Genomic DNA, 22510 nt, shown 5'->3' on the forward strand with positions numbered 1-22510 from the left:
GGAAATTGATCTTATCCCAAACCGTGGCTCTCGGCTAAGGTTACCCAACAAGCTCTAAGGGAGAGAGATATGTCTGACTTGCGGATTTATAAAGCGAAATGCCTTTGTGGCGAAGTCTCATTCAAGGCTGAAGCGCCCCAGAAAGATATTGGTTTATGTCACTGCACAATGTGCCGTCGTTGGAACAGCGGACCGTTCCATGCAATCGCGATTCCGTTTGATGCTTTGAAGGTCGAGAGCGGAGAAGAGAACATCTCATATTACCGCTCCTCTGATTACGCGAAGCGCGCATTTTGCAACAACTGCGGCAGCAGCCTGTTTTATCACGGAGACAAAATACCCGAGATTGCTCATGAAGTTTACTTCAGCGCTGGGCTTCTGGAAGAACCGACAGGCTCGAAACTGGCAGGTCACATCTTCTGCGCCAGCAAAGGCGATTACTACGAGATAGAAGGAGACCTGCCTCAACACGAAACAGTATAAAAATCCGCTCTGCGGTCAAAACCGGTGCAAGGTGAGCGGTTGGATCAAGGCGTGTTCTTCACACGCTCTAGCTCCAGCCGTTCTCCCACATATAATCCAACGCTTCCCGGTAGTTCGGGAATTTGAATTTATACCCCAAAGCGCCTTTCAGCTTGGCATTGCTCGCGCGTTTCACTTCGCCGTAAAACGAAATCGCCATAGGTGAAAGATCAGCATCTTCAAAGGCGATTGCTGGCGGTGGCTCCACCCCCATCAGACGAGCAGCATATTCCACCACATCTTCTGGCGGACACGGCGCATCATCACACACGTTGAAAATACCGGAGGCGTTGTCTTCAAACGCATGCTGGACAGCACCAGCAATATCACTCACGTGAATACGGTTAAAAACCTGACCTTCTTTGATAATCCGGCGTGCTTTACCTTTGTCCAGATTGCAAAGCGCATTCTGGCCACGGCCATAAATGCCGGCAAGGCGCAAAATGCTGACTGGAATGTTGGTTTCTTCTGAGAATGCAAGCCACTCGTGCTCGGCTTCCAGACGCTGCTTGGAGCGTTTGGAGGTTGGATTGCACTCCGCTGTTTCTGTCACCCAACGACCTCCGTGGTCGCCATATACCCCGATGGTCGAGAGATAGCAGACCGCCGTTGGCTTTGCTTTCGCAACTGCGTCACGCGCAGCATTCAGCAGAGGATCACCATCGTCCGTTGGAGCGGCAGAAACCAGAATATGAGTTGCAGTGGCAATAGCCTCCAACAGCTCATCGCTTGCTGTTTGTCCGTCAAAGAGGATCGGCTGAACCCCTTTGGACCGCAGTTCCTCCATTTTCTCAGGAGAGCGGGTCGTTCCGCCAATCCAGGAAAACTCGGTCCCGTACATTTTCACAAAGTGGCGAGCTGAATATCCAGCTCCCAAAATCAACAAGCGCATTCCAAGCCCCCCGGCTTACGTTTACAGCTTCAGATAGTTCCTGCGCACTTCATAAAGCATCACAGCCGTTGCAACAGCCAGGTTCATTGAATCAGCCTGCCCCGCCTGCGGAATTTTCACCAGATCAGAGCAGGTATCAGCCAGTTTATCACTCAGGCCAGCCTGCTCATTGCCCATCAACAAAATGACAGGTTCTTTATAATCTACAGCACGATAGTCCTTTGTGCCCCGCAAATGGGTGCCAACCACAGGTCCGGACCAGCTCTTGCGGAATTCAACGAACTCATCAGCAGTACAACGCACAAGTGGCATATGGAACAGAGAGCCCATTGTCGCACGTACAGTCTCAACAGCAAATGGATCAGTTGTTTCGTCAATCAGAATAACACCAGTCGCACCAACCGCATCGCCGGTGCGGATAATGGTTCCCAGATTACCGGGATCGCGGACACGATCGAGCGCGATCCACGTCGTGGCACTTTTCGGGTCAATGTCACTCAGCTTCATAGTTTGCTGTTCGTAAACACCAACCACCATCTGCGGGTTGTCACGGCGGGTGATCGCACCAAGCACAGCCGTGTTCACCTCAAGAATGAGGGCGCCACGGGCTTTTGCTTTCGCAGCCGCTTCTAGCGCAATCTTGTTCTCACGAGCTTCAGGACCAAGCGCCAGATATCGCACACCCCAGCCTGCTTCCAATGCATCGGTTGCCAGTTTCAGGCCTTCAGCAACGAACAATCCGGACTGTTTGCGATTCTTGCGCTGAGCAACAAGGCCTTTAATTTCCTTCACAATCGGATTGGAATGTGAGGTGATCTGCTTTACTGCACCGGCACGGTGATTATCTCTGGTTTCCATCGGGTTATGCTCCCTCAGCCTTATTGTTTTCAGGTGCGCTCCACCGGCTGAATAGGGAGGTTGAGAGCAATCGTGGTCCATCAAGTTCGCGAATAGCCAGCTCACCGGATTCAATCGTGCCCGGCAAACCATCAAGGCATTCACGCATCAACTCATGAGAAGACAGGAAGCTGGCGCGGATGGCGTAGCTGGACATCAGCAGGAACTGCGCATTGGGCGAGAGCAGCTTTCGCACGCACGCCAACATGTGCGGTACGCTCTCAAAGAAGTCCCAGACCTCTCCATTCGGCCCGCGGCCATATTTCGGCGGGTCGAGGATAATGCCGTCATAGGTGTTTCCGCGGCGCACTTCCCGCTCTACAAACTTCATGGCGTCATCACAGATCCAGCGAATTGGCTTATCTCCAAGGCCGGATAACTCCTGATTCTCACGTGCCCAGACAATGGCCTTTTTAGAAGCATCAACATGAGTGACTTGCGCGCCAAGAGCAGCAGGCAGCAGCGAAGCCATTCCTGTGTATCCAAACAGGTTGAGAACTTTGAGCGGACGATCTGCTTTTTTGATCTGCTCGCCAACCCAGTCCCAGTGTGCAGCCTGTTCAGGAAACACGCCCACATGACGGAAAGACATGAACTGGCCGTTGAAAGTGGCTGGGCCGTATTTCATCTGCCAGATCTCATCAACCTGATTTGCAAACTTCCAGCGACCTGGGCCTTCTTCTTCAACGTCACCGGTAAAGATAGCGTCTGCGCTTTTCCATTCGCTTTCTGGCAGGCGAGGGGCCCCCATAGCCTGCGCTTCAGGGCGGATCAGCTTATAGCGGCCATAGCGCTCAAGCTTTTGGCCGTGTCCCATATCCAGCAGGGCATAATCGTCCCAACCGTTCATTTCCACCATCACAGGCAAAACGCTGGCAGGGGTGGTGAAGCGGGCAGATGTTGGCTTATGTTCGCGTACAATGGGCTCAACAACCGTGGTGGCTGGAGCGCTGCGCGTTTGGTCTCGCCGGATCGGGCGCGTTGCTGCTGCGCTATCTTTCTTGCCACCACGAGTGTCGCGGGGATTGCGCGCCTCTCTCTGGTCCCGATTATCTCGGGTATCGCGTTTGGCAGAAAAACCACGCTTCGGACCGTTGTCCTTCCGTGCTCCGCCTTTTTTGGATTGCGCATTGCCGGTTCGTGGAGCGCCGCCTTTGGGTGATTTGCTCAAGGATGTTGCCTTTGATTTTCTGCGCACAAACGCGAGACAAAGCCTCACGCTGAATTCGTTTATTTAATGAAAAGGCATTAAGGCGATGCGGGCCTCGGGTCAACGCTTTAGCGCAAAACAAGCTCTTTACCGTTAAGTGAGTATCCACAGCGTGGGAACACCAGCATAATGCAGGACGTATAAAACGTCGTTGTGTTCTGAAAAGAAGTTTTGAGCATCCATGACAATTTTAACACGAGAGGTACTTGTCTTTTCCCTCGATTTAAGTCCAATCTACATGACGTGGAATGCAAAAGTGACCTTAAGGCGTGGAGCCTACCTAAAGGAAGCACTGAAAAGAACGAGGGGGCCAATCCATGGAAATGTCTGGAGAGCAGCAAATACCTGCGAGTCAGGAAAAGGTTTGGGAAGCTCTCAACGATCCTGAATTGCTGAAAAAGTGTATTCCCGGTTGCGATAGCCTGGAAAAAACCTCCGACACTGAGATGTCTGCCACGGTCACAGCAAAAGTGGGACCGGTCAAAGCCAAGTTCAAAGGAGAAGTAACTCTCTCTGATCTGAACCCGCCAAACTCCTACAAAATTTCCGGAGAAGGCAAAGGCGGTGTTGCAGGGTTTGCGAAGGGCTCGGCAGATGTAACCCTGTCAGAGAGTGGGGATGGCACTCTTTTGAGTTATGAGGTTAATGCAAAGGTCGGTGGTAAACTTGCTCAATTGGGAAACCGGTTGATCGATTCAACTGCCAAGAAGATGGCTGAGGAGTTCTTCTCGAATCTGAACAGAGAACTCGGTGGAACTCCGGTAGCAGGCAAGGACGAGCCGCTAGAAGCTGTTGAGTTGGATCAGGGTCTGATCGAGGAAGCCAAGTCTATCGCAAACGAGCATGCCATCGAAGGGTCAGTTGAAGCCATGGCTGATGCTGAACATGCGTTGGAAGATGCAGTCAAAGACGTTGAGGAGAAGGTAGAAGTTGCGGCGGGCAAGGGATTCTTAGGTGGTCCGCTAGGTTGGGGCCTTATGGCTCTGGTTGTTTTGATTGCTCTTTATTGGTTACTTTGAAACTAGGAATTTGGCGGTCGGAGATTGCAAGGCGCGTAGAGGGTGCTTTGTAAGCTAACGGCCCCGCCGAATAACAAGGCCAATGGCCTAAATTACAACCAACTGCCTTGATAGGACGGGAGATCCTGACCAAGGCTGTTGGCTTCATAGTCTGCGGACGCGAAATTGCAGGCTTTTTTGAGGGAGGAAAACCATGACGACTGTCTCTATGACGGTGAATGGAAAGCAGATTTCTGGTGAGGTCGAAGACCGCACTCTTTTGTCTACATTTCTGCGCGAAAATCAGGGACTGACCGGAACACACATCGGCTGTGACACCTCACAGTGTGGTGCATGTCTCGTGCACATGGACGGTAAAGCAGTGAAGTCCTGCAGTATGCTTGCTGTTCAGGCAACTGGTTCTGCTGTCACCACAATTGAAGGCGTTTCCCAAAATGGCCAACTGCACATCATGCAGAAAGCCTTCAAGGAAAACCACGGTCTTCAGTGCGGTTTCTGCACCCCTGGCATGATCATGTCCGCAATCGATATGATTGATCGCCTGGGTACAGATCTCGACGAGAAAACAATCCGCCATGAGCTGGAAGGCAACATTTGTCGCTGCACCGGCTACCACAACATCGTCAAGGCAATCAAAGCCGCAGCTGACGAAATGGCCGAAGTTCTCGAAGCCGCAGAATAATTCGGAAATTCAACTGATCATTGATCCAGCTGCACCTTATTTCAGGTGCGTTGCACTGCTGGAGCCTATGAACAGTTGCTGAAGTCAACCTTCCGGGAGGGGATGGAAATGACAGCAGAAGGAATCGGCGCACGAGTGCTGCGCAAAGAAGACAAAAGATTTATTACCGGAAATGGCCGCTACACGGACGACATGACCATGCAACGCATGGGTCACGCCGCTTTCGTTCGCTCAACACACGCTCATGCTCGCATCAAGTCCATCAACACAGATGATGCGATGAAAATGCCGGGTGTTGATGCGGTTTTAAACGGGCATCAGCTGGTCGCAGACGGCATCGGCAACATCATTTGCGGATGGATGATCCATTCCAAAGATGGTTCTCCAATGAACATGGGCGCTTACCGTGCTTTGGAGTCGGAAACAGTCCGTTATGTCGGTCAGGCCATCGCAGTTGTTGTTGCTGATACTCAGCAGCAGGCACGTGATGCAGCCGAAGCTGTTGTGGTGGAATATGAAGACCTGCCAGCTGTCGTTGACAGTCTTGATGCTCTGAAAGATGGCGCACCACAGCTCCATCCGGAAGCCGCTGGCAACCTCATCTACGATTGGGAGATCGGCGAGGAAGCTCCAACGGATGAAGCGTTTGCAAACGCTACGCACATCACTCGGATGGACATTGACAACAACCGTCTTGTTCCAAATCCGATGGAACCACGCTCTGCTCTGGCGCATTTTGACCCGTCAGAAGAGCACTACACGCTTTACACCACCTCTCAGAACCCGCATGTGGCACGCTTGGTACTCTCCGCGTTCTACAACGTGGCACCTGAGAACAAGCTGCGCGTAGTTGCGCCGGATGTTGGCGGTGGCTTTGGCTCCAAGATCTTCATCTATCCTGAAGAGATTGCTTGTCTTTGGGCAACAAAACGCGTTGGCCGTCCAGTCAAGTGGACCTCCGACCGCACAGAAGCCTTCCTGACAGATGCGCATGGTCGTGATCACCACAGCACCGCAGAGCTGGCTTTGGATGCGAACAACAAAATCACCGGGTTCCGTGTGAAGACAGTCGCCAACCTTGGCGCTTACATGTCTTTGTTCTCATCTTCTGTACCAACCTACCTGTACGCGACGTTGCTGTCGGGCCAGTACAACATTCCAAACATCTACGCGAATGTGAAAGCGGTCTACACCAACACCACTCCGGTGGATGCATATCGCGGTGCAGGACGTCCAGAAGCCACCTATGTGGTTGAGCGCATGATGGAAACGGCTGCAAAAGAAGTTGGCATGGCGCCAGCTGAGTTCCGCCGTATCAACTTTGTGCGCGAGTTCCCGCATCAAACACCAGTGATCATGGCTTATGATGCCGGTGATTACGAAGCCTCTCTTGATGCAGCCATGAAGGCCATCGATTATGATGGTTTTGCTCAGCGTCGCACTCAATCCGAAGCCGCTGGCAAGCTCCGCGGTATTGGCATGTCTTGCTACATTGAGGCATGTGGTATCGCACCATCTCAAGCTGTCGGTTCACTAGGTGCAGGTGTAGGTCTTTGGGAATCTGCTGAGGTTCGTGTGAATGCCGTTGGAACCATTGAGGTTCTGACTGGGTCGCACAGCCATGGTCAGGGCCACGAAACCACATTCGCTCAGTTGGTCTCTGACCGGCTTGGCCTGCCAACGGAGAGCATCTCCATCGTCCATGGTGACACCGACAAAGTGCAGATGGGCATGGGCACATATGGCTCTCGCTCTGGTGCCGTTGGTATGTCTGCGATAGCCAAGGCACTCGACAAGGTCGAAGCGAAGGCGAAGAAGATCGCAGCGCACCTGATGGAAGCATCTGAAGGAGACATCGAAATCGAGAACGGTGAGTTAAAAGTCACCGGAACCGATAAGAAACTCACCTTCACCGAAGTTTCTCTGGCAGCTTATACAGCCCACAACCTGCCGGAAGGCATGGAACCGGGCCTGAAGGAAGGCGCCTTCTACGATCCAACAAACTTCACGTTCCCCGCTGGGTGTTACATCTGTGAGGTCGAAGTTGATCCGGATACGGGCGTTGTCTCCATCGAGAACTTTGTCGCAGCTGATGACTTCGGCACCATCATCAATCCGATGATTGTGGAAGGTCAGGTGCACGGTGGTTTGGTGCAAGGCATCGGGCAGGCCATGCTGGAACACACCCAGTATGACGAAGATGGTCAGCTGCTTACAGCTTCTTACATGGACTACACCATGCCGCGTGCGGATGATGTGCCATCCTTCACGCTGGAAACCACAGTCACTGAATGCCCGGGCAATCCGCTCGGCATGAAGGGCTGCGGAGAGGCTGGCGCGATTGGGTCACCACCTGCTGTCATCAACGCCGTAACGGACGCCCTTGGCATTCGTGACATGAATATGCCTGCCTCGCCAAACCGCGTCTGGCAGCTCATTCAGGACAACGGCATGAAGCAGGCAGCGGAGTAATCAATGGCACAGGCTGGCGCTAAATCGACATTGGATCACAAGTTCATCGCCATCGAACTCAATCAGCGCGCATGGGCTCTCTTAGAAAATGAGAGCCGCTCGCCCGAGGAAAATGACGAGATGCTCCATGTCGCCCACGCCAGCCTTTGGCACTGGCTTCAGGCCGGAACGAAAGTCCATCACCAACGTGGCTTGTGGCTGGTAGGTCGTATCCATGTTCTGCTTGGAAACCGTGAAGCAGCAATGCGTTACGCCCGGCAGACCATGGACCTGACAGAGGTTCATCAAGAGGATATGGCAGACTTTGATCACGCCTATGCCTCTGAACTTCTGGCACGCGCCACATTGCTGGCAGGGGAAGAAGGCGAAGCCTCAGTTCTGTTTGAAAGAGCTGCACGGCTTGGCCAACTGATCCACGGTGAGCAAAATCGCAAGATTTTCTTTTCTGATCTGGAAGCTATTCCGTACCCGAAAACTGAATTGTCTGAACTTAACTCATAGCAACTCTGCCAAAGACCCCTTTAGGGGATGGGAGGCTAAAAATGTACGAGACCAAATATCATCGCGCATCAACAGTGTCAGATGCTGCGGCAATGCTGAAAAATGCTGATGACGGCAAACTGCTTTCTGGTGGTCAGACCTTGATCCCAACCATGAAGCAACGTCTGGCAGCACCCAGTGACTTGATTGATCTGCGCCACATCGGAGAAATTTCCGGCATTGTGAAGCAGGCTGATGGCTCAATCCGCATCGGTGCAGCAACTTGCCATGCAGATGTCGCGGCCAATGAAGATATCAAGGCAGCCCTTCCCGGACTGGCTGATCTGGCTGGCACAATCGGTGATCCGCATGTCCGCCATATGGGTACGATTGGTGGCTCTGTCGCCAACAATGACCCGGCAGCGGATTACCCGGCAGCTTTGTTGGCTCTTGGGGCAACCATCGAGACCAACAAGCGTGAGTTCTCTGCGCAGGACTTCTTTACTGGTATGTTCGAAACAGCGCTGGATGAAGATGAGATCGTGACCGCGGTTGTCTTCCCGGTCGCATCGAACACCGCATATGCAAAGTTCCCCAATCCTGCCTCGCGCTACGCAATGGCTGGTGTCTTTGTAGCAAAGACCGGAGCGGGTGCTCGCGTAGCTGTGACAGGTGCAGGTCAGGATGGTGTTTTCCGCATGCCTGACATGGAGAAAGCTCTGGATGGCAACTGGTCTGCTGATGCTGTTGCTGGCATGGCACCATCTGCTGACAACATGCTCTCAGACCTTCATGGCACCGCTGCCTACCGCGCCAATCTGGTGACGGTCATGGCAAAGCGTGCTGTCGCGGCATCCAGCTAACACATTGAGAGAAGGGGCTTTGTCCCTTCTCCTCATTCCCCTGCTTTTACATAACCAGCCTGGATCGCCCGCTGGAATGTAATCGCTGCGTACTGGTGAACTTTACCCAGATAGGCAAGCAGAGCAGAGAGAAAGGTCGTTAGGCCAACCAGTTCAAACGTCTCTTCCAAAATGTAGAAGATCTTGTAGCCAAGCGCATCATAGCCTTCGCTGCCAGCAAACATGGCTCCCAGCATCTCAAAGCCAATCGCGCCTGCAAGATAAACGCTGCCTGACACAACAAACAGAACAGCGAACCGTCGCGGTAACCTTATGAGAAAGCGCAGATAAACGAGGCCTAGCGTTCCAACCAGAACCACAGCAGGCAGAACCCATGCAAAGTAAAAGGCACCACTCAGGTCAAACGCATTGCGTAGCGGATCGATTGTGACTTCATGGATTGCGATGTTCTCATCAACAGACATATAGAGAAAACCAAAGGCGAGCACCAACCAGTAGGGCCAGTTTTGTGGTTTCTTGGAATGTCGTTCAATGATGCCGATCACAGCAGTTAGACCAGCAATACAGACCATCACCATAGAAGAGAACCATGCGCCGAGGTTGAGTTCTTCATCGAGAGAAATATGCCGCAGGTCTTTCAAAGGGGTTTCAACACCAATGGTGTCAACGAACACCTGTTGAACAATGCCGAGCAGCACGATCAGAAACACCATACCGTACAGAACGACAGGCACCCTTTTTAAGTTGACTGCTGGCATGTGTTTGATCCCCCAACACTTCTTGATGCAACCAGCTAATTAAATCAGAGGATCCATAAAAAAGAGCTAAGAAATATTGCCAATAATTGACGCCCTTCAGCACGCATGCTGGCAACAAAAAAGGGCGCCCAAAGCGCCCCTTTCACGTTTCACATAAGAACGCGTTTATACGTGCTGACCGCCGTTGATATGTATTTCCGCACCTGTCACGTAAGAAGATGGAGCAGAGCACAGGAAGTAGATGGTGTCTGCCACTTCTGTGGTGCTGCCCAAACGGCGCATCGGAATGGTCTCGACGATTTTCTCGGTACCAGGTGAGAGAATCGAAGTATCGATTTCACCCGGAGCAATCGCATTCACACGAACGCCATGCGGCCCAAAGTCAGCAGCCATCTCGCGCGTGAGGGAAGCAAGAGCCGCCTTGGAAGTGGCATAAGCTGTTCCCGCAAACGGATGCACACGGCTCCCGGCGATGGACGTGACGTTAACGACAGAGCCTCTCGCAGCCCTCAGCTCATCAAACAAACCGCGAGCCAGCATAATTGGCGCGAAGAAGTTTACCTGAAACACATCTCGCCATGTTTGCATTGGGGTTGTCAGGGAATCGAGGCGTTGGCCTTCCTCGTCTTTCGGGCTGATACCCGCATTGTTGACAAGGGCATGAAGCATGGAGCCGTTGTCTTTCAGACGCTCTTTGATCTGGAGAACGGCGTTTTCCAGATTATCTGCATCACCCAAGTCCACTTCAATGTGGTCTTCCGGCCCGGATGGCCAAGGGCATTTGTCAGAAAATGGTTGTCTGGAACAGCTAATGACCCGATAACCCGCTGAAGAAAATTTCTTTACGGTTGCGTGGCCGATTCCACGGCTTGCGCCCGTTAAGACGATTGTCTTGCGGAGATCCTTCGTCGTTTGGTTGGTGTTCATAGGGGCTTTGCTCGTGATAGGACTGCAGGAAACTGGAGTATTATTCTCTAGTTTTAAAAGATCTACTGTTTATATAATGCTTTGCAAGCGAAATTGGGAGCCCGAAAGCAACCAACAATGATCATTTGTCACTGCAACGTCATTAATGACAAACAAATAAAACAAGCTGCACGTGAGCTTTGCGAGAATCCTGAGGGGGGAGTCCCCACTCCGGGCGCGGTATTTCGTCACCTTGGGTACAGGCCAAAATGTGGTGGTTGCTTTAAAAGCATCATCGAAGTTGTATACGCTGAGGCTGAACAAGTTAAAGATGACTCTGGACAGTAACTTGGAATTATTCTAAAAAAGGTCAATACCTCAATTTGTCAAGGAGAGAGTGACATGAAGGGTGAACCTAAAGTACTGGAATATCTCAACAAGGCTCTACGCCACGAGCTGACCGCAGTAAATCAATACTGGCTGCACTACCGTCTCCTTGAAGACTGGGGCTTCACAAAGCTTGCAAAAAAAGAACGTGAAGAATCCATTGAGGAAATGGAACACGCCGATAAACTGATCGAGCGTATCATTTTCCTCGAAGGTCACCCGAATCTGCAGACACTCGATCCGCTGCGCATCGGTCAGGACCTCAAGGAATGCCTTGAATGCGATCTGGCAGGTGAATACTCCGCTCGTGCTCTTTACAAAGAAGCACGCGAAGTTTGCCGTGACGAAGGTGATTACGTCACCATGAAGCTTTTTGAAGACCTGATGGCAGACGAAGAAGGTCACATCGACTTCCTCGAAACCCAGCTGGAACTTCTGGAAAAGATTGGCGTCGAGCGCTACGGCCTGCTGCAGGCAACTCCTGCAAACGAAGGCGAATAAGCTTTTCATCTACGAGTTTTAGAAGGCCGGAGAGCGTTATGCTCTTCGGCTTTTTATTTGCGCGGTTTTACCCGGCGCGTAGCTTCTGCATCCAGCGGATTATCCGGCCACGGGTGTTTTGGGTACTGCCCCTTCATATCAGCCTTCACATCCGCCCAGGACCCTTGCCAGAACCCAGGTAGGTCCCTGGTGATCTGAATAGGCCGCTGAGCAGGGGAAAGCAGTTGCAACACCAGCTGAACCTTCCCACCGCAAATGCTTGGGTGCTCCGCAAGGCCAAACAACTCCTGCACCCGAACGGAAAGCATCGGCCCTTGCTCGCCATCATAATCAACCGGAATGCGCGATCCCGTGGGCACGACAAAGTGTGAGGGGGCAAGAGTTTCAAGTTCTGAACTCAACTCCCATGGAACCAGCGTTGCAAGCGCATCGCCCAATGTGCCCGCACTCACTTGAGACAGCGCCGTCTTCCCTGCCAGAAACGGACGCAGCCACTCAAAGTCTGTACTCAGAGCCTTGTCACTCAAATCCGGCCATTCCTTACCTGCCGTCTCGCGCAGATAAGTCACCCGTCCGCGATAGCGTAACTGATCCTTGCTCCATGGCAGACGGGTCGCACCTTTACGGGCAATCTGGTCAAGCAGTGCATCAACAATCGCTTCTGGATCGGGATCAGAGATTTTTTTCTCGTTCAGCACCAGTTTGCCAAGGACCCGCTGCCGGACCGCCTTGATGGCGCCATCTGGCATCAGCTGGACCTGTTCCTTCTCTCGGATGTGAGAGGCAAAGCGGGCTTCGAGTTCATTGAAGGAAAGCGGTGCAGCCAGCAAAATGCGTGCGCGAGCTGCTGTACCGGTCACTTCAGCAATACTCAGAAATTTCTCGGCATAAAGCGCCTCGCTCTCTTCCAGCTGTGCACCACGCCCATTGGCAAGGCGGAAGCTGCCCCGGGCACCACGTTGCTGTGCGATGCGGTCAGGATAAGCAAGGCTCAGAATATCACCGGCATCTTCAAAGTTAGCACGCTCAGAGGAGCGTCCGCCAACAAGCTTCACCCAACGCTTGGCCTGCGCTCGTGCCTCTTTGCCTCGTGGACTCTGGTCTTGCATCAATCGGCGCAAACGATCTCGCAGGTCAGTCGATCGACCGCCTAAACCATGTTCACCAATAATCACGGCAACCAGCGATGCCAGCTCGGCCTGTCCCTCTTGCGAGGCTTGCACCAGCATGTGCCCGAGACGGGGGTGCAGCGGCAGTCCGGCAAGGTCACGCCCAGCTTTGGTCAGTCCGCCATCTGCATCCAGCGCGTCGAGCTCTTCCAGCAGCTCTTTAGCCTCAGACCAGGCAGCAGCAGGCGGCGGTGTCATGAACTTCAGCTGAGCGGGATCAGAAACACCCCAATTGGCGACATCAAGCACAAGTCCGGAAAGATCACTCTCCAAAATCTCTGGCTTTTCAGCAGCAGGAAGGGCCTTCGTCTGCGCTTCTTCCCAAAGTCGATAACAAATGCCCGATTCCACACGGCCCGCGCGCCCCTTGCGCTGTTCCGCTGTCGCACGAGAAACCTTCACGGTCTCAAGACGTGTCAGTCCTGTCTGCGGATCATAACGCGGCACACGAGAAAGACCCGCATCAATCACAATTCGCACGCCCTCAATGGTCAGGGAAGTCTGTGCAATGGCCGTGGTCAGCACCACTTTTCGCTGACCGGGCTTGGCAGGACGAACAGCCAGATCCTGCGCTTTACTATCCAAAGCGCCATAAAGAGGAGCAATGCTCACATCAGCAGCAACGCGTCCTTCCAGCAAGGATTGCGTGCGCTTGATCTCACCCTGACCTGGAAGGAATACAAGCACAGAGCCTGTCTCTTCAGCTAATGCTGAACGAACAGCCCGCGCCACCTGATCTTCCAGCCTTCCACGCGGATCGCGGCCAATGTAGCGCGTCTCAACCGGATACTGCCGGCCTTCACTCTTCAGGATTGGTGCATCATCCAAAAGCTTGGAAACTTCAGCCGCATCCAGCGTCGCGGACATCGGCACAATGCGCAGGTCATCGCGCAACGCTTCCTGAACATCCAAAGCAAGCGCCAGCCCAAGGTCTCCGTCCATGGAGCGCTCGTGGTATTCATCAAAGAGAACTGCAGCCACACCGGAAAGCTCAGGATCATCAAGGATCATGCGGGTGAAGACACCTTCCGTCACCACCTCAATGCGTGTTTTGCCTGAAACCTTGCTGTCCATACGTACGCGGTAACCAACTGTCTCGCCAACGCTCTCACCCAGCGTATGCGCCATTCGTCGCGCAGCAGCACGTGCTGCAAGGCGCCGAGGCTCCAGCACGAGGATCTTACCATCGTCTCGCCATGGAGCATCCAGCAGGGCGAGCGGCACACGGGTCGTCTTACCCGCACCCGGCTCGGCAACAAGAACCGCATTGGTGTTTTGCTCAAGAGCAGAGAGCAAGTCCGGCAGGATCGCTTCGATTGGCAAAGAGGAAGACGTCATGGGCTCCGCGAAAAAGTAGGCGTCAAAAAAGAGGAAGCAGCTCCACAGACCTTAATCTATGCAAAGCTGCTTCCAGTCAATTTGGAATTTAAGCACAAGGCTAATCTGCTGTCTTGGCGTCCTTGCGGTGCCAGCTACGGCCCGTCAGGTCCACAAGATACTCATCAGGTGCACGGGTATAAGCCGCGAGGCCTTCAAGGGCAGGGCTTTTGTGCGTGATGATGTAAGTCGGAATAGACTTCATGATGCCTTCATGCGGAGCTTTGGCCTCAAAAGCAGCCCGAAACTCACCACCATGCAGCCAATGCGAGATCTTCGGCGGAATGCCGCCCGCCAGATACACACCGCCGCGCGCAAGATTGGTGATTGCGAAATCCCCCGCAACACGGCCAAGTGCAGCACTGAACAAGCGCAGCACTTTCTGCGCAACCTCATCACCATCATCTGCCGCCAAAGGCACATCCGATGGCTTCTCATAGGTACGATGCACCCCATCAGCCTGCAGCACAGCCTTAGCAAGGCGCACAAGGCCGGCACCACAGACAACCTGCTCGGCACCAACACGCCCGCCAATGCGCTCGATATACGGCCAGATGCGGTATTCTTCCTCACTCAACGGGCCAAGCTCAACATGGCCGCCTTCGCCGGGAACCGGAATCCACTTTCCGCAGGAGCGGATCATCGCACCAGCACCAAGGCCAGTACCCGGACCAACAACAAACTTGGTCGCGTTCTGCTCAGCCACGCCGCCGCCCACCTGATCCAGATCGACTGGGGAAAGGGATGGCAAGGCAAGCGCCTGTGCCTCAAAGTCGTTGAGAAGAACCACCTGTTCCAGACCAAGCTCTTTGATGAGAGCGGGAGGCTCAATCACCCAACTTGCATTGGTCAGGGCAATCCGGTCGCTGGAAACGGGAGCAGCAACAGCCAGCACCGCAGACCGAGGTGCAGCGTAGCCTTGTTCCAGAACTCCGGCGCGAATGGCATCCTGAATGGTTGCATGCGCCTTCGTACCTTCCTGACCACAAAGCTTGGTAGGCTCATTGGGGCCTTCGATAAGCGCAAAGCGAGCATTCGTGCCGCCGATGTCAGCGACAAGGACCGGGTAGGGTAGGTTTCTTGTAAGCGGAGCAGAGTGCAGCATTTATAAGTTTGACTTTATTGTTGGCTGGAAATTTCTGGTGTTTGCGAGGAAGTGGAAAGCCCCGCCAGGCGTGCAGAGCGCAAAATGATGTCTGCTGTACTGCGGTTCAACGCCATTGGAATATCGTAGACCAACGCCAGACGCATCAATGCTTTCACATCCACATCATGCGGCATTGGGGAGAGGGGATCGACGAAGAAGAAAAGACCATCCAGAGCGCGGTCAGCAATCATTGCGCCAATCTGCTGGTCACCACCAAGCGGGCCGCTTTTCATGCGTTGTACATCCAGAGATGGACATGCCTCCTGAATACGGCCACCCGTTGTCCCCGTCGCAAAGAGCTTATAGTCAGCGAGTTTGCTTTCGTGCAATTTGGCAAACGCGACCATTTCGTCTTTTTTGGCATCGTGGGCGATAAGGGCGAGAGTTCTACGCTCGGTCATTTGGGCTCCGTCAACACGTCGCTGGAGCGCATCCCTGAAAGGTGGTTCCGTTTTTCGGAGAGGGACACGCAGAAACAAAAACTTAGAGCTTGCCTGAAACTGTGCACGGCATGCTCTAAGTCTCTTGGGATTACTTATCCTTTAGCGCGTCTTGACAGGCTTTGAAAGAGTCAACTTGCGCCGTTTGTGCCTGATATTTGAGCGGCGACAAACGGCAGCAGGTCATACACAGGTTTCCGAAACTTTTCGGAGATCGCAGCATCAGTCGAATAAAGAGCACATGACCATATCTCTGCGTGACTTGGCGCGGATGAATTTGGGTTTGTCATCAACAAGACCGGCAATCTCCAGCACAAGTTTCATGCGGATGGCATCACTGAAGCCTTCCTTGGAGCGGACTGGAATCGAAAATGCCCCAGGTCCACCAATGACACAGTCTTCATAGTAATGGTCCAGATGCAGCATGGATTGCCACGAAATGCTCTCTTCCTTCAGCATCAAAGGCAGGCCGTTGACTGTCATACCCTGCGCGATCGCAGCATCACGCGCTTCGGTGACAGCACTGCCCTGATTGTTCGGACCATCGCCGGAGATATCGATGACCTGACGCATGCCGTTGTATTCGTTCGCGATGACCAGATTGACCGCCTGCGTCAGCGCGGAGGAGATGGAAGTGCGCTGCACCCGGCGCAAGGGGGCTTCGGCAATCTTGCCTGCAAACTTACCCGCAGTTGCCTCGTCCGAAATAATGGTCCAGTCCGCAACAACAAAGTGCTCGTCTTTGCCGCCCCACTCCATGTAGGCAACAGCAATGCGACCGATGGGGCCGTATTTGATCGCATCAAGCACCTCGTCAGATGTCAGTGCCGCAACATACCCTTCTCTTTGAATGCGCTGTTCCTCTGGGTCCATGCTTTGAGAAATGTCCACGGCCAGAACCAGTTCAAGGTCGACCTCCTTGGACATATCGAAGTTCAAAGATGCATGAGTATTGGAAGTTGCCAGAATGGGGGTAGAAAACAAGAAACCACCAAGTGCGAATGCGCCCGCAATCGCAGTGAGGGGTTTTGTGCACATGGGCCGCATTTTCAGCCTCCTTTTTTGCAAGGTTCAAGGTGTCCCGGTCACGGACCTCCCCGCCTCAATTTTTTTGTTTTGCTGCAATCGGCACTGAGCTAACGAAAACAGGTTACATCCATAGTATTCCCACGGTCATCCATGAATGTGGAAGACCATTCACTAGCATTGATATATATAGGGTTGTATTAAGCTGGCTCTGCGGAAAATAACTGTTTGATTTGCCAGTAAACGCAATCTGAAGATTTTGCGGCGACAAATGTTGTGCCAGTTAGTGCGTTGAAAATATTTTGTTTATTTTACAAATATTGAGAGTTGATCAAATGTTACATAAAGTTGATTAATTTCTTCATGATCGCTTTGCAAATTTGACCTGAGGCGTGAGTCGTAACCTAAGTAATTTCCGCAAGTACTTGAATTGAAACTATTTGATTTTATTAGTATGGCAAAAACAGTGGTTTAGTTAGCTAGCAATAAGATTCTGCAAATCGCGCAGTTTATTTCCTTGACCTTCCGTTTCACCTAATGCAAATGTGTGTTTGAAATATTTCTCACGTGGTGAAGAAATATTCTTCTCTGATTTGGGGGAGTGCTCAGAAGCTCTGAAACTGAGCATTTCGGTAGGAAAATTGGGAATGGATTCTGGAGGTATTTCCAGAAAGCCATATAGGAATATAAGAGGCTAGACCATGAAGGCAGACGAATGGACCACATCTTTGGCCATTAGGGCCGCTTGGATGTCTTTCATTGGCCGAAGCACTCAGGGAGAGATTGCTGGCCGCCTTGGGGTTTCCCCTGCAAAAGTTCATCGCCTAATAGCACATGCTCAAAAAGAAGGCTTGATAAAATTTCATATCGAAGCCCGGCCTTCTGAATGCGTTGAATTAGAACAATTTCTCTGTAAGCGAATGAATCTGGAAAATTGCTTTATTGCTCCGGATCTTGGCAGCGGTGACGAAACAGACTCTTTCACGGCAGTTTCATCTTTTGCTGGCCAATACCTTCATTCACTTTTTACAACGAATCCACCTAAGCGCATTGGTGTAGGCATGGGGCGCACGCTCCAGTCCACCATCGAGGCAATGCCTCGTGTTCACCTTCCTGAGCTTGAGCTGCTGTCCGTATCCGGCTCGCTCACCCGTCGTCTTTCTGCCAACCCGTATGATGTTGTGCAGCAGCTATGTGCGAAGACGGGCGGTGAAGGTTTCTATCTTCCTGTTCCTTATATTGCTGAAACCAAAGCAGAAAGAGACACCTTTGTCTCTCAGGGCGCTGTTCAGGAGCTGCTCGCAAGAGCTAAGGCCGCAGAACTCTTCATCATCGGCATCGGGTCCGTTGAGAAGGAAGGCCACCTTGTACAACGCAAGCTGATTACCTCTGAAGAACGTGAAGAACTGCTGGAAAGTGGCGCTTGTTCTGACGTGATGGGCCGCTTTGTCGACATTGACGGCAACGAAGTAGCCTGTTCTCTAAACGAAAAAGCAGTTGGTTTGCACTTTGATGACGTCCGCAAGGCGCATGTTGTCGCGATCGTTGGCGGTTACCGCAAGGCGAAAGCAACACTGGCAGCATTGGCGACCGGCATCATCAAGGATCTGATCATCGATGAGGTTTTGGCCAGAGAACTCGCTGGCCTGCTGAAAGAGAACGAGCTCGAAGCAACGACATAAGTTGGGAGTCTGTTCTTCTTAAGGGAGAGTCCTTTCCGCTCTACGGGAAGATATAATAAGGAAGAAACCGTGAAAACCACAACAATCCTCGGTGCAGTTGCTTTAGCAGCAGTCATGACGACTGGAGCTATGGCAGAAACTTTCAAGCCCGCAGTCGTTTATGATTTCGGCGGTCGTAATGACCGGTCTTTCAATGAAGCAGCTTACAAAGGCGCGTTGCAGTTCGAAGAACGCACAGGCATCAAGTTCCGCGATTTTGAGATCCAGAATCCATCTCAGCGTGAACAGGCTCTGCGTAACTTCGCGCGACGTGGTCTCGATCCAATCATCACGATTGGCTTCGCTCAGGCAGCTGCACTGGAGAAAGTTGCTAAGGAATTTCCTGACACGCACTTCGCAATCGTTGATTCCGTTGTAGACCTGCCAAACGTACGTTCCATCGTCTTCAAAGAAGGTGAAGGTTCATTCCTCGTTGGTCTTCTGGCTGCAATGTCAACTGAATCCGACACCATTGGTTTTGTTGGCGGTATGGACATTCCGCTGATCCGCAAGTTTGCATGTGGTTACAAGCAGGGCGCGAAATACGCGAAGCCTGACATTGAAATTATCGAAAACATGACCGGAACCACCGGCGCAGCATGGACTGACCCACTCAAGGGTGGTGAACTTGCTCGTTCACAGTTCGCGCGTGGCGCAGATGTTGTGTTCCACGCAGCAGGCTTGACCGGCACTGGCGTTCTTCAGGCAGCTGCAGATGAAGGCAAGCTGGGTATCGGTGTGGATTCCAACCAGAACCACCTGCATCCTGGTTCTGTTCTGACTTCCATGATCAAAGCAGTAGATGTTGCTGTCGATAAGACGCTGACAGATGCTAAAGAAGGCAAGTGGACTTCAGGTGTTGAAGTTCTCGGCCTTGCTGAGAATGGTGTTTCCTGGTCTTACGACGAGTATAACAAGCCTCTCATCACAGCAGAAATGCAGTCTGCAGTTGAACAGGCAAAGATGGATATTATTTCTGGCAAAGTAGAAGTTCACGATTACATGGTGGATTCTACCTGTCCGTTCTAATCTAATGGAAAGTGCCCGCACTATCTGGTGTGGGCATTTTCGCTTACGGTGGTTCTTCGGAACGACCACTCCTTCCAGACTTTCGGTCTTGAAGGGATTTATGAGGGACTTGCGCCCCTGTAGCCCGAGTAGAGTTTTCAGCCTTTGGGAGCGAAGGTTGAAGGGGAAACGAGGATAACTGCATTGGGATCTGTTCTCTGCTTCTCCTGGGGGTGGGGCAACGCTTTTGAAACGGTGTACTTCGAAAGCAAGAACGAGATTGATGCGCAAGTTATTGATTTGATAGACCAGAAAGGCCGGGCAACAGTGGCTGAAAGCAATGTACCTGCCATCGAGTTAATTGGCGTTAGTAAAAGTTTTGGGCCTGTTCAAGCAAACAAGGACATTGACCTTGTTGTAGGAAAAGGGTCCATTCACGGCATCATTGGGGAGAACGGAGCGGGCAAATCCACCTTGATGTCGATCCTCTACGGTTTTTACCATGCCGATAGCGGAACAATTAAGATCGATGACAAGACAACCACTATTCCTGATTCGAAGAGCGCGATTGCGCAGGGCATCGGTATGGTGCACCAGCATTTTATGCTCGTCGATCCATTCACAGTTCTAGAAAACGTTATTCTTGGCGCTGAGGGCGGCGCACTGTTGAAAGATGGTGTAGCAAACGCACGTCGCGAACTTAAGCGTTTGGCAGACGAATACGACATGACAATTGACCCGGACGCAGTCGTGGGTGAGTTGCCAGTTGGTTTGCAGCAGCGAGTAGAGATCCTGAAGGCTCTGTACCGCGGCGCAGACATTCTCATTCTTGATGAGCCGACTGGTGTTTTGACACCGTCTGAGGCAGATCACCTCTTCCGCATTCTTCGCGTACTGCGCGATCAGGGTAAAACAGTTCTGCTGATCACCCACAAACTGCGTGAGATCATGGATGTAACCGATACGGTGTCCGTGATGCGTCGTGGTGAAATGGTGGCCTCTCGCAAAACTGCTCAAACCTCCATGGAAGAACTGGCTGAACTTATGGTTGGCCGCAGTGTTCTTCTGGAAGTGGACAAGCCTGAAGTCGAAGTTGGCAAGCCTCTCCTCAAAGTGGAAGGCCTCAACGTTCGGGATGATCGCGGCGTGATGCGCGTGAAGGATGTTTCCTTCGAAGTGCGTGCAGGTGAAGTTCTTGGTATCGCAGGCGTTTCCGGCAACGGTCAGTCTGAACTCCTCGCAGCTCTTTCCGGCATCACCCGCGCCGAAAGCGGCAAGATGGAGCTGTCAGGCGAGACGCTGGATCTCTCAGCGGCACATAATGCAGCTGAAATGCGCACCAAGGGAATGAGCCACGTACCTGAAGATCGCCACCGGATGGGGCTGGTCAACAAGTTCGCAGAGTATGAGAACTCCATTCTCGGTTACCATCGCGAACCGAAGTACTCAAAAGGTATGTTCCTCAATAAAGATGCAATCCGTAAGGAAGCTAAGGAACGCATCGAGAAGTACGACATTCGCCCTCCAACCACCGAAATGACAGCTGCAAAGTTCTCTGGCGGTAACCAGCAGAAAATCGTTCTGGCACGTGAAATTGAGTGCAACCCGGACGTTCTTCTGATCGGTCAGCCGACACGCGGTGTTGATATCGGTGCCATTGAGTACATCCACAACCGGATCATGGACATGCGCGCACAGGGCAAAGCTGTCCTTCTTGTATCCGTGGAGCTTGAAGAAATTCGTTCACTCTCCGACCGCATCATTGTCATGTTTGATGGCAACGTGGTTGGTGAACGCGGGCCAGAAGCAACAGAGCAGGATCTTGGTCTTCTCATGGCTGGTGTCAATCAAGAGGCAGCAGAATGATCATGAACTCCCTGTTTAACAACAAAATTTGCTTTGACCTGACATTTGGGGGAACACAGAAATGAGTAAGGGGCAACTTCCTCGTTGGGTTGACTACGGTGTTTTACCGGCCCTCAACCTGCTCGCGGCATTTATCATCTCTGGCTTGGTCGTTGTAGTAATTGGCGAAGATCCATTCGAAGCCGTTAAATGGCTCGTCTGGGGCGCGCTGGGTTACGGTGAAGGCTTTGGCTATACCCTCTACTACGCAACCAACTTTATCTTTACGGGCCTGGCTGTGGCAGTCGCTTTCCACGCTGGTCTGTTTAACATTGGTGGTGAAGGTCAGGCCTATGTCGGCGGCCTGGGTATCGCTCTGGTCTGCCTCGCCATGGACCGCTTTGTGCCATGGTGGGTGACGTTCCCATTCGCGATTATCGGTGGTGCTGTATTCGGTGCAGCCTGGGCATTCATTCCGGGTTACCTGCAGGCAAAGCGTGGCTCTCACATCGTTATTACGACGATCATGTTCAACTTCATCGCATCCGCGTTGATGGTGTACCTGCTGTCTAACATCCTGATCCCTCAGGGTACGATGTCCCCATCCTCTCGTAACTTCGAGGCTGGCGGTCAGCTTCCACTGCTTAGAAACGTCTTCTCAAGCTTCGACTTCGGTCAGTCTCCTGTGAATCTGGCGTTCTTCCTCGCTCTCGCTGTTTGCGTGGTGGTTTGGCTTTTGATCTGGCACACCAAACTTGGCTATGAAATCCGCAGCTTCGGTGCAAACCCGGATGCAGCAGCCTACGCTGGTATCTCCCCGGTTCGCATTACCGTTGTAACCATGCTGATTTCCGGTGCTCTTGCTGGCTTGATGGGCATCAACGTTGTGATGGGTGAGCAGACACGCTTGCTTCTCGACTTCGCAGGTGGTGCAGGCTTCGTTGGTATCGCGGTCGCGCTGATGGGACGAGGGCATCCGATCGGGATTATTCTCGCCTCCATGCTCTTTGGCCTGCTCTATCAGGGCGGCGCAGAGCTGGCGTTCGAAATCCCAACAATCTCACGCGACATGATCGTGGTCATTCAGGCCCTGGTTATTCTCTTCGCTGGTGCTCTTGAGCATATGTTCCGCCCAGCAGTTGTAGCGTTCTTCGATCGCCTCTCATCAAGCACAGCAGAAGCATAGGG

Annotated in this window: 21 protein-coding genes; 12 read left to right on the forward strand and 9 right to left on the reverse strand. The window is 52.4% G+C overall.

All coding sequences use genetic code 11. The features are described 5' to 3' along the window. Positions 1-69 precede the first annotated feature (69 nt). Positions 70-483 (forward strand): GFA family protein, encoded by a 414-nt coding sequence (locus tag PsAD5_RS05220; protein WP_063291330.1) that lies wholly within the window; start codon positions 70-72, stop codon positions 481-483. 67 nt (positions 484-550) lie between these two features. Here PsAD5_RS05220 and PsAD5_RS05225 read toward each other — a convergent pair whose 3' ends face one another. From PsAD5_RS05225 to PsAD5_RS05235, 3 genes are read right to left on the reverse strand one after another with little or no spacing between them, the layout of a single operon-like run. After that, positions 551-1414, reverse strand: a complete 864-nt coding sequence (locus PsAD5_RS05225; RefSeq protein WP_063291331.1) for an SDR family oxidoreductase — start codon at positions 1412-1414, stop codon at positions 551-553. Positions 1415-1435: 21 nt separating this feature from the next. Continuing rightward, positions 1436-2272 (reverse strand): TrmH family RNA methyltransferase, encoded by an 837-nt coding sequence (locus PsAD5_RS05230; protein ID WP_063291332.1) that lies wholly within the window; start codon positions 2270-2272, stop codon positions 1436-1438. 4 nt (positions 2273-2276) lie between these two features. Further along, entirely contained in the window at positions 2277-3482 is a 1206-nt protein-coding gene (locus PsAD5_RS05235; protein WP_446737480.1) for a class I SAM-dependent methyltransferase, read from the reverse strand. Between the two features lie 356 nt (positions 3483-3838). Between PsAD5_RS05235 and PsAD5_RS05240 the strand changes: the two genes are divergently transcribed. The 5 genes from PsAD5_RS05240 (at position 3839) to PsAD5_RS05260 (ending at position 9037) form a co-directional block, all read left to right on the forward strand. Beyond that, positions 3839-4540: an SRPBCC family protein gene (locus PsAD5_RS05240; protein WP_057464200.1), complete on the forward strand. Its 702-nt coding sequence runs from the start codon at positions 3839-3841 to the stop codon at positions 4538-4540. Positions 4541-4733: 193 nt separating this feature from the next. After that, entirely contained in the window at positions 4734-5222 is a 489-nt protein-coding gene (locus PsAD5_RS05245; protein WP_057464199.1) for a (2Fe-2S)-binding protein, read from the forward strand. Between the two features lie 108 nt (positions 5223-5330). Beyond that, positions 5331-7694 (forward strand): xanthine dehydrogenase family protein molybdopterin-binding subunit, encoded by a 2364-nt coding sequence (locus PsAD5_RS05250; protein ID WP_063291333.1) that lies wholly within the window; start codon positions 5331-5333, stop codon positions 7692-7694. A gap of 3 nt (positions 7695-7697) precedes the next feature. Then, positions 7698-8195, forward strand: coding sequence for a hypothetical protein (locus PsAD5_RS05255; RefSeq protein WP_063286747.1), 498 nt, complete (start codon positions 7698-7700; stop codon positions 8193-8195). Between the two features lie 41 nt (positions 8196-8236). Beyond that, positions 8237-9037 carry an FAD binding domain-containing protein gene (locus PsAD5_RS05260; protein WP_063291334.1) on the forward strand — a complete coding sequence of 267 codons (801 nt, stop codon included), beginning with the start codon at positions 8237-8239 and terminating at the stop codon, positions 9035-9037. Between the two features lie 32 nt (positions 9038-9069). Here PsAD5_RS05260 and PsAD5_RS05265 read toward each other — a convergent pair whose 3' ends face one another. Further along, entirely contained in the window at positions 9070-9795 is a 726-nt protein-coding gene (locus PsAD5_RS05265) for a hypothetical protein (RefSeq protein ID WP_208988496.1), read from the reverse strand. A gap of 165 nt (positions 9796-9960) precedes the next feature. Continuing rightward, positions 9961-10722, reverse strand: a complete 762-nt coding sequence (locus PsAD5_RS05270) for an SDR family NAD(P)-dependent oxidoreductase (RefSeq protein ID WP_063291335.1) — start codon at positions 10720-10722, stop codon at positions 9961-9963. A gap of 117 nt (positions 10723-10839) precedes the next feature. On the opposite strand from PsAD5_RS05270, the gene PsAD5_RS05275 reads away from it, so the two are divergent. Together PsAD5_RS05275 and bfr are read left to right on the forward strand one after the other, a co-directional pair. Beyond that, the gene (locus PsAD5_RS05275) at positions 10840-11049 is read left to right on the forward strand and encodes a (2Fe-2S)-binding protein (protein ID WP_063286750.1); all 210 of its coding nucleotides are present in this window, start codon (positions 10840-10842) and stop codon (positions 11047-11049) included. 54 nt (positions 11050-11103) lie between these two features. Continuing rightward, entirely contained in the window at positions 11104-11589 is a 486-nt protein-coding gene (bfr, locus tag PsAD5_RS05280; protein WP_054784322.1) for a bacterioferritin, read from the forward strand. A gap of 53 nt (positions 11590-11642) precedes the next feature. On the opposite strand, the gene hrpB is transcribed toward bfr, so the two are convergent. From hrpB to PsAD5_RS05300, 4 genes are all read right to left on the reverse strand, one after another. Beyond that, positions 11643-14096, reverse strand: a complete 2454-nt coding sequence (gene hrpB / locus PsAD5_RS05285) for an ATP-dependent helicase HrpB (protein ID WP_063291336.1) — start codon at positions 14094-14096, stop codon at positions 11643-11645. A gap of 100 nt (positions 14097-14196) precedes the next feature. Beyond that, positions 14197-15240, reverse strand: coding sequence for a glucokinase (gene glk, locus PsAD5_RS05290; protein WP_063286752.1), 1044 nt, complete (start codon positions 15238-15240; stop codon positions 14197-14199). Positions 15241-15254: 14 nt separating this feature from the next. Then, positions 15255-15683: a methylglyoxal synthase gene (locus tag PsAD5_RS05295; protein ID WP_063291337.1), complete on the reverse strand. Its 429-nt coding sequence runs from the start codon at positions 15681-15683 to the stop codon at positions 15255-15257. Positions 15684-15944: 261 nt separating this feature from the next. Then, positions 15945-16769 carry a DUF1194 domain-containing protein gene (locus tag PsAD5_RS05300; RefSeq protein ID WP_208860247.1) on the reverse strand — a complete coding sequence of 275 codons (825 nt, stop codon included), beginning with the start codon at positions 16767-16769 and terminating at the stop codon, positions 15945-15947. Between the two features lie 728 nt (positions 16770-17497). On the opposite strand from PsAD5_RS05300, the gene PsAD5_RS05305 reads away from it, so the two are divergent. The 4 genes from PsAD5_RS05305 (at position 17498) to PsAD5_RS05320 (ending at position 22508) form a co-directional block, all read left to right on the forward strand. Next, on the forward strand, positions 17498-18430 hold the full coding sequence (locus tag PsAD5_RS05305; protein ID WP_244271720.1) for a sugar-binding transcriptional regulator: 933 nt from the start codon (positions 17498-17500) through the stop codon (positions 18428-18430). 69 nt (positions 18431-18499) lie between these two features. Further along, complete coding sequence (locus PsAD5_RS05310; RefSeq protein WP_082830530.1) at positions 18500-19498, forward strand: BMP family lipoprotein; 999 nt, start codon at positions 18500-18502, stop codon at positions 19496-19498. Between the two features lie 306 nt (positions 19499-19804). After that, the gene (locus tag PsAD5_RS05315; protein WP_063286845.1) at positions 19805-21343 is read left to right on the forward strand and encodes an ABC transporter ATP-binding protein; all 1539 of its coding nucleotides are present in this window, start codon (positions 19805-19807) and stop codon (positions 21341-21343) included. Between the two features lie 61 nt (positions 21344-21404). After that, positions 21405-22508 (forward strand): ABC transporter permease, encoded by a 1104-nt coding sequence (locus PsAD5_RS05320; protein ID WP_063291338.1) that lies wholly within the window; start codon positions 21405-21407, stop codon positions 22506-22508. Positions 22509-22510 lie beyond the last annotated feature (2 nt).

The sequence above is a fragment of the Pseudovibrio sp. Ad5 genome (assembly GCF_001623095.1).
In the GTDB taxonomy this organism is placed as follows: Bacteria; Pseudomonadota; Alphaproteobacteria; order Rhizobiales; family Stappiaceae; genus Pseudovibrio.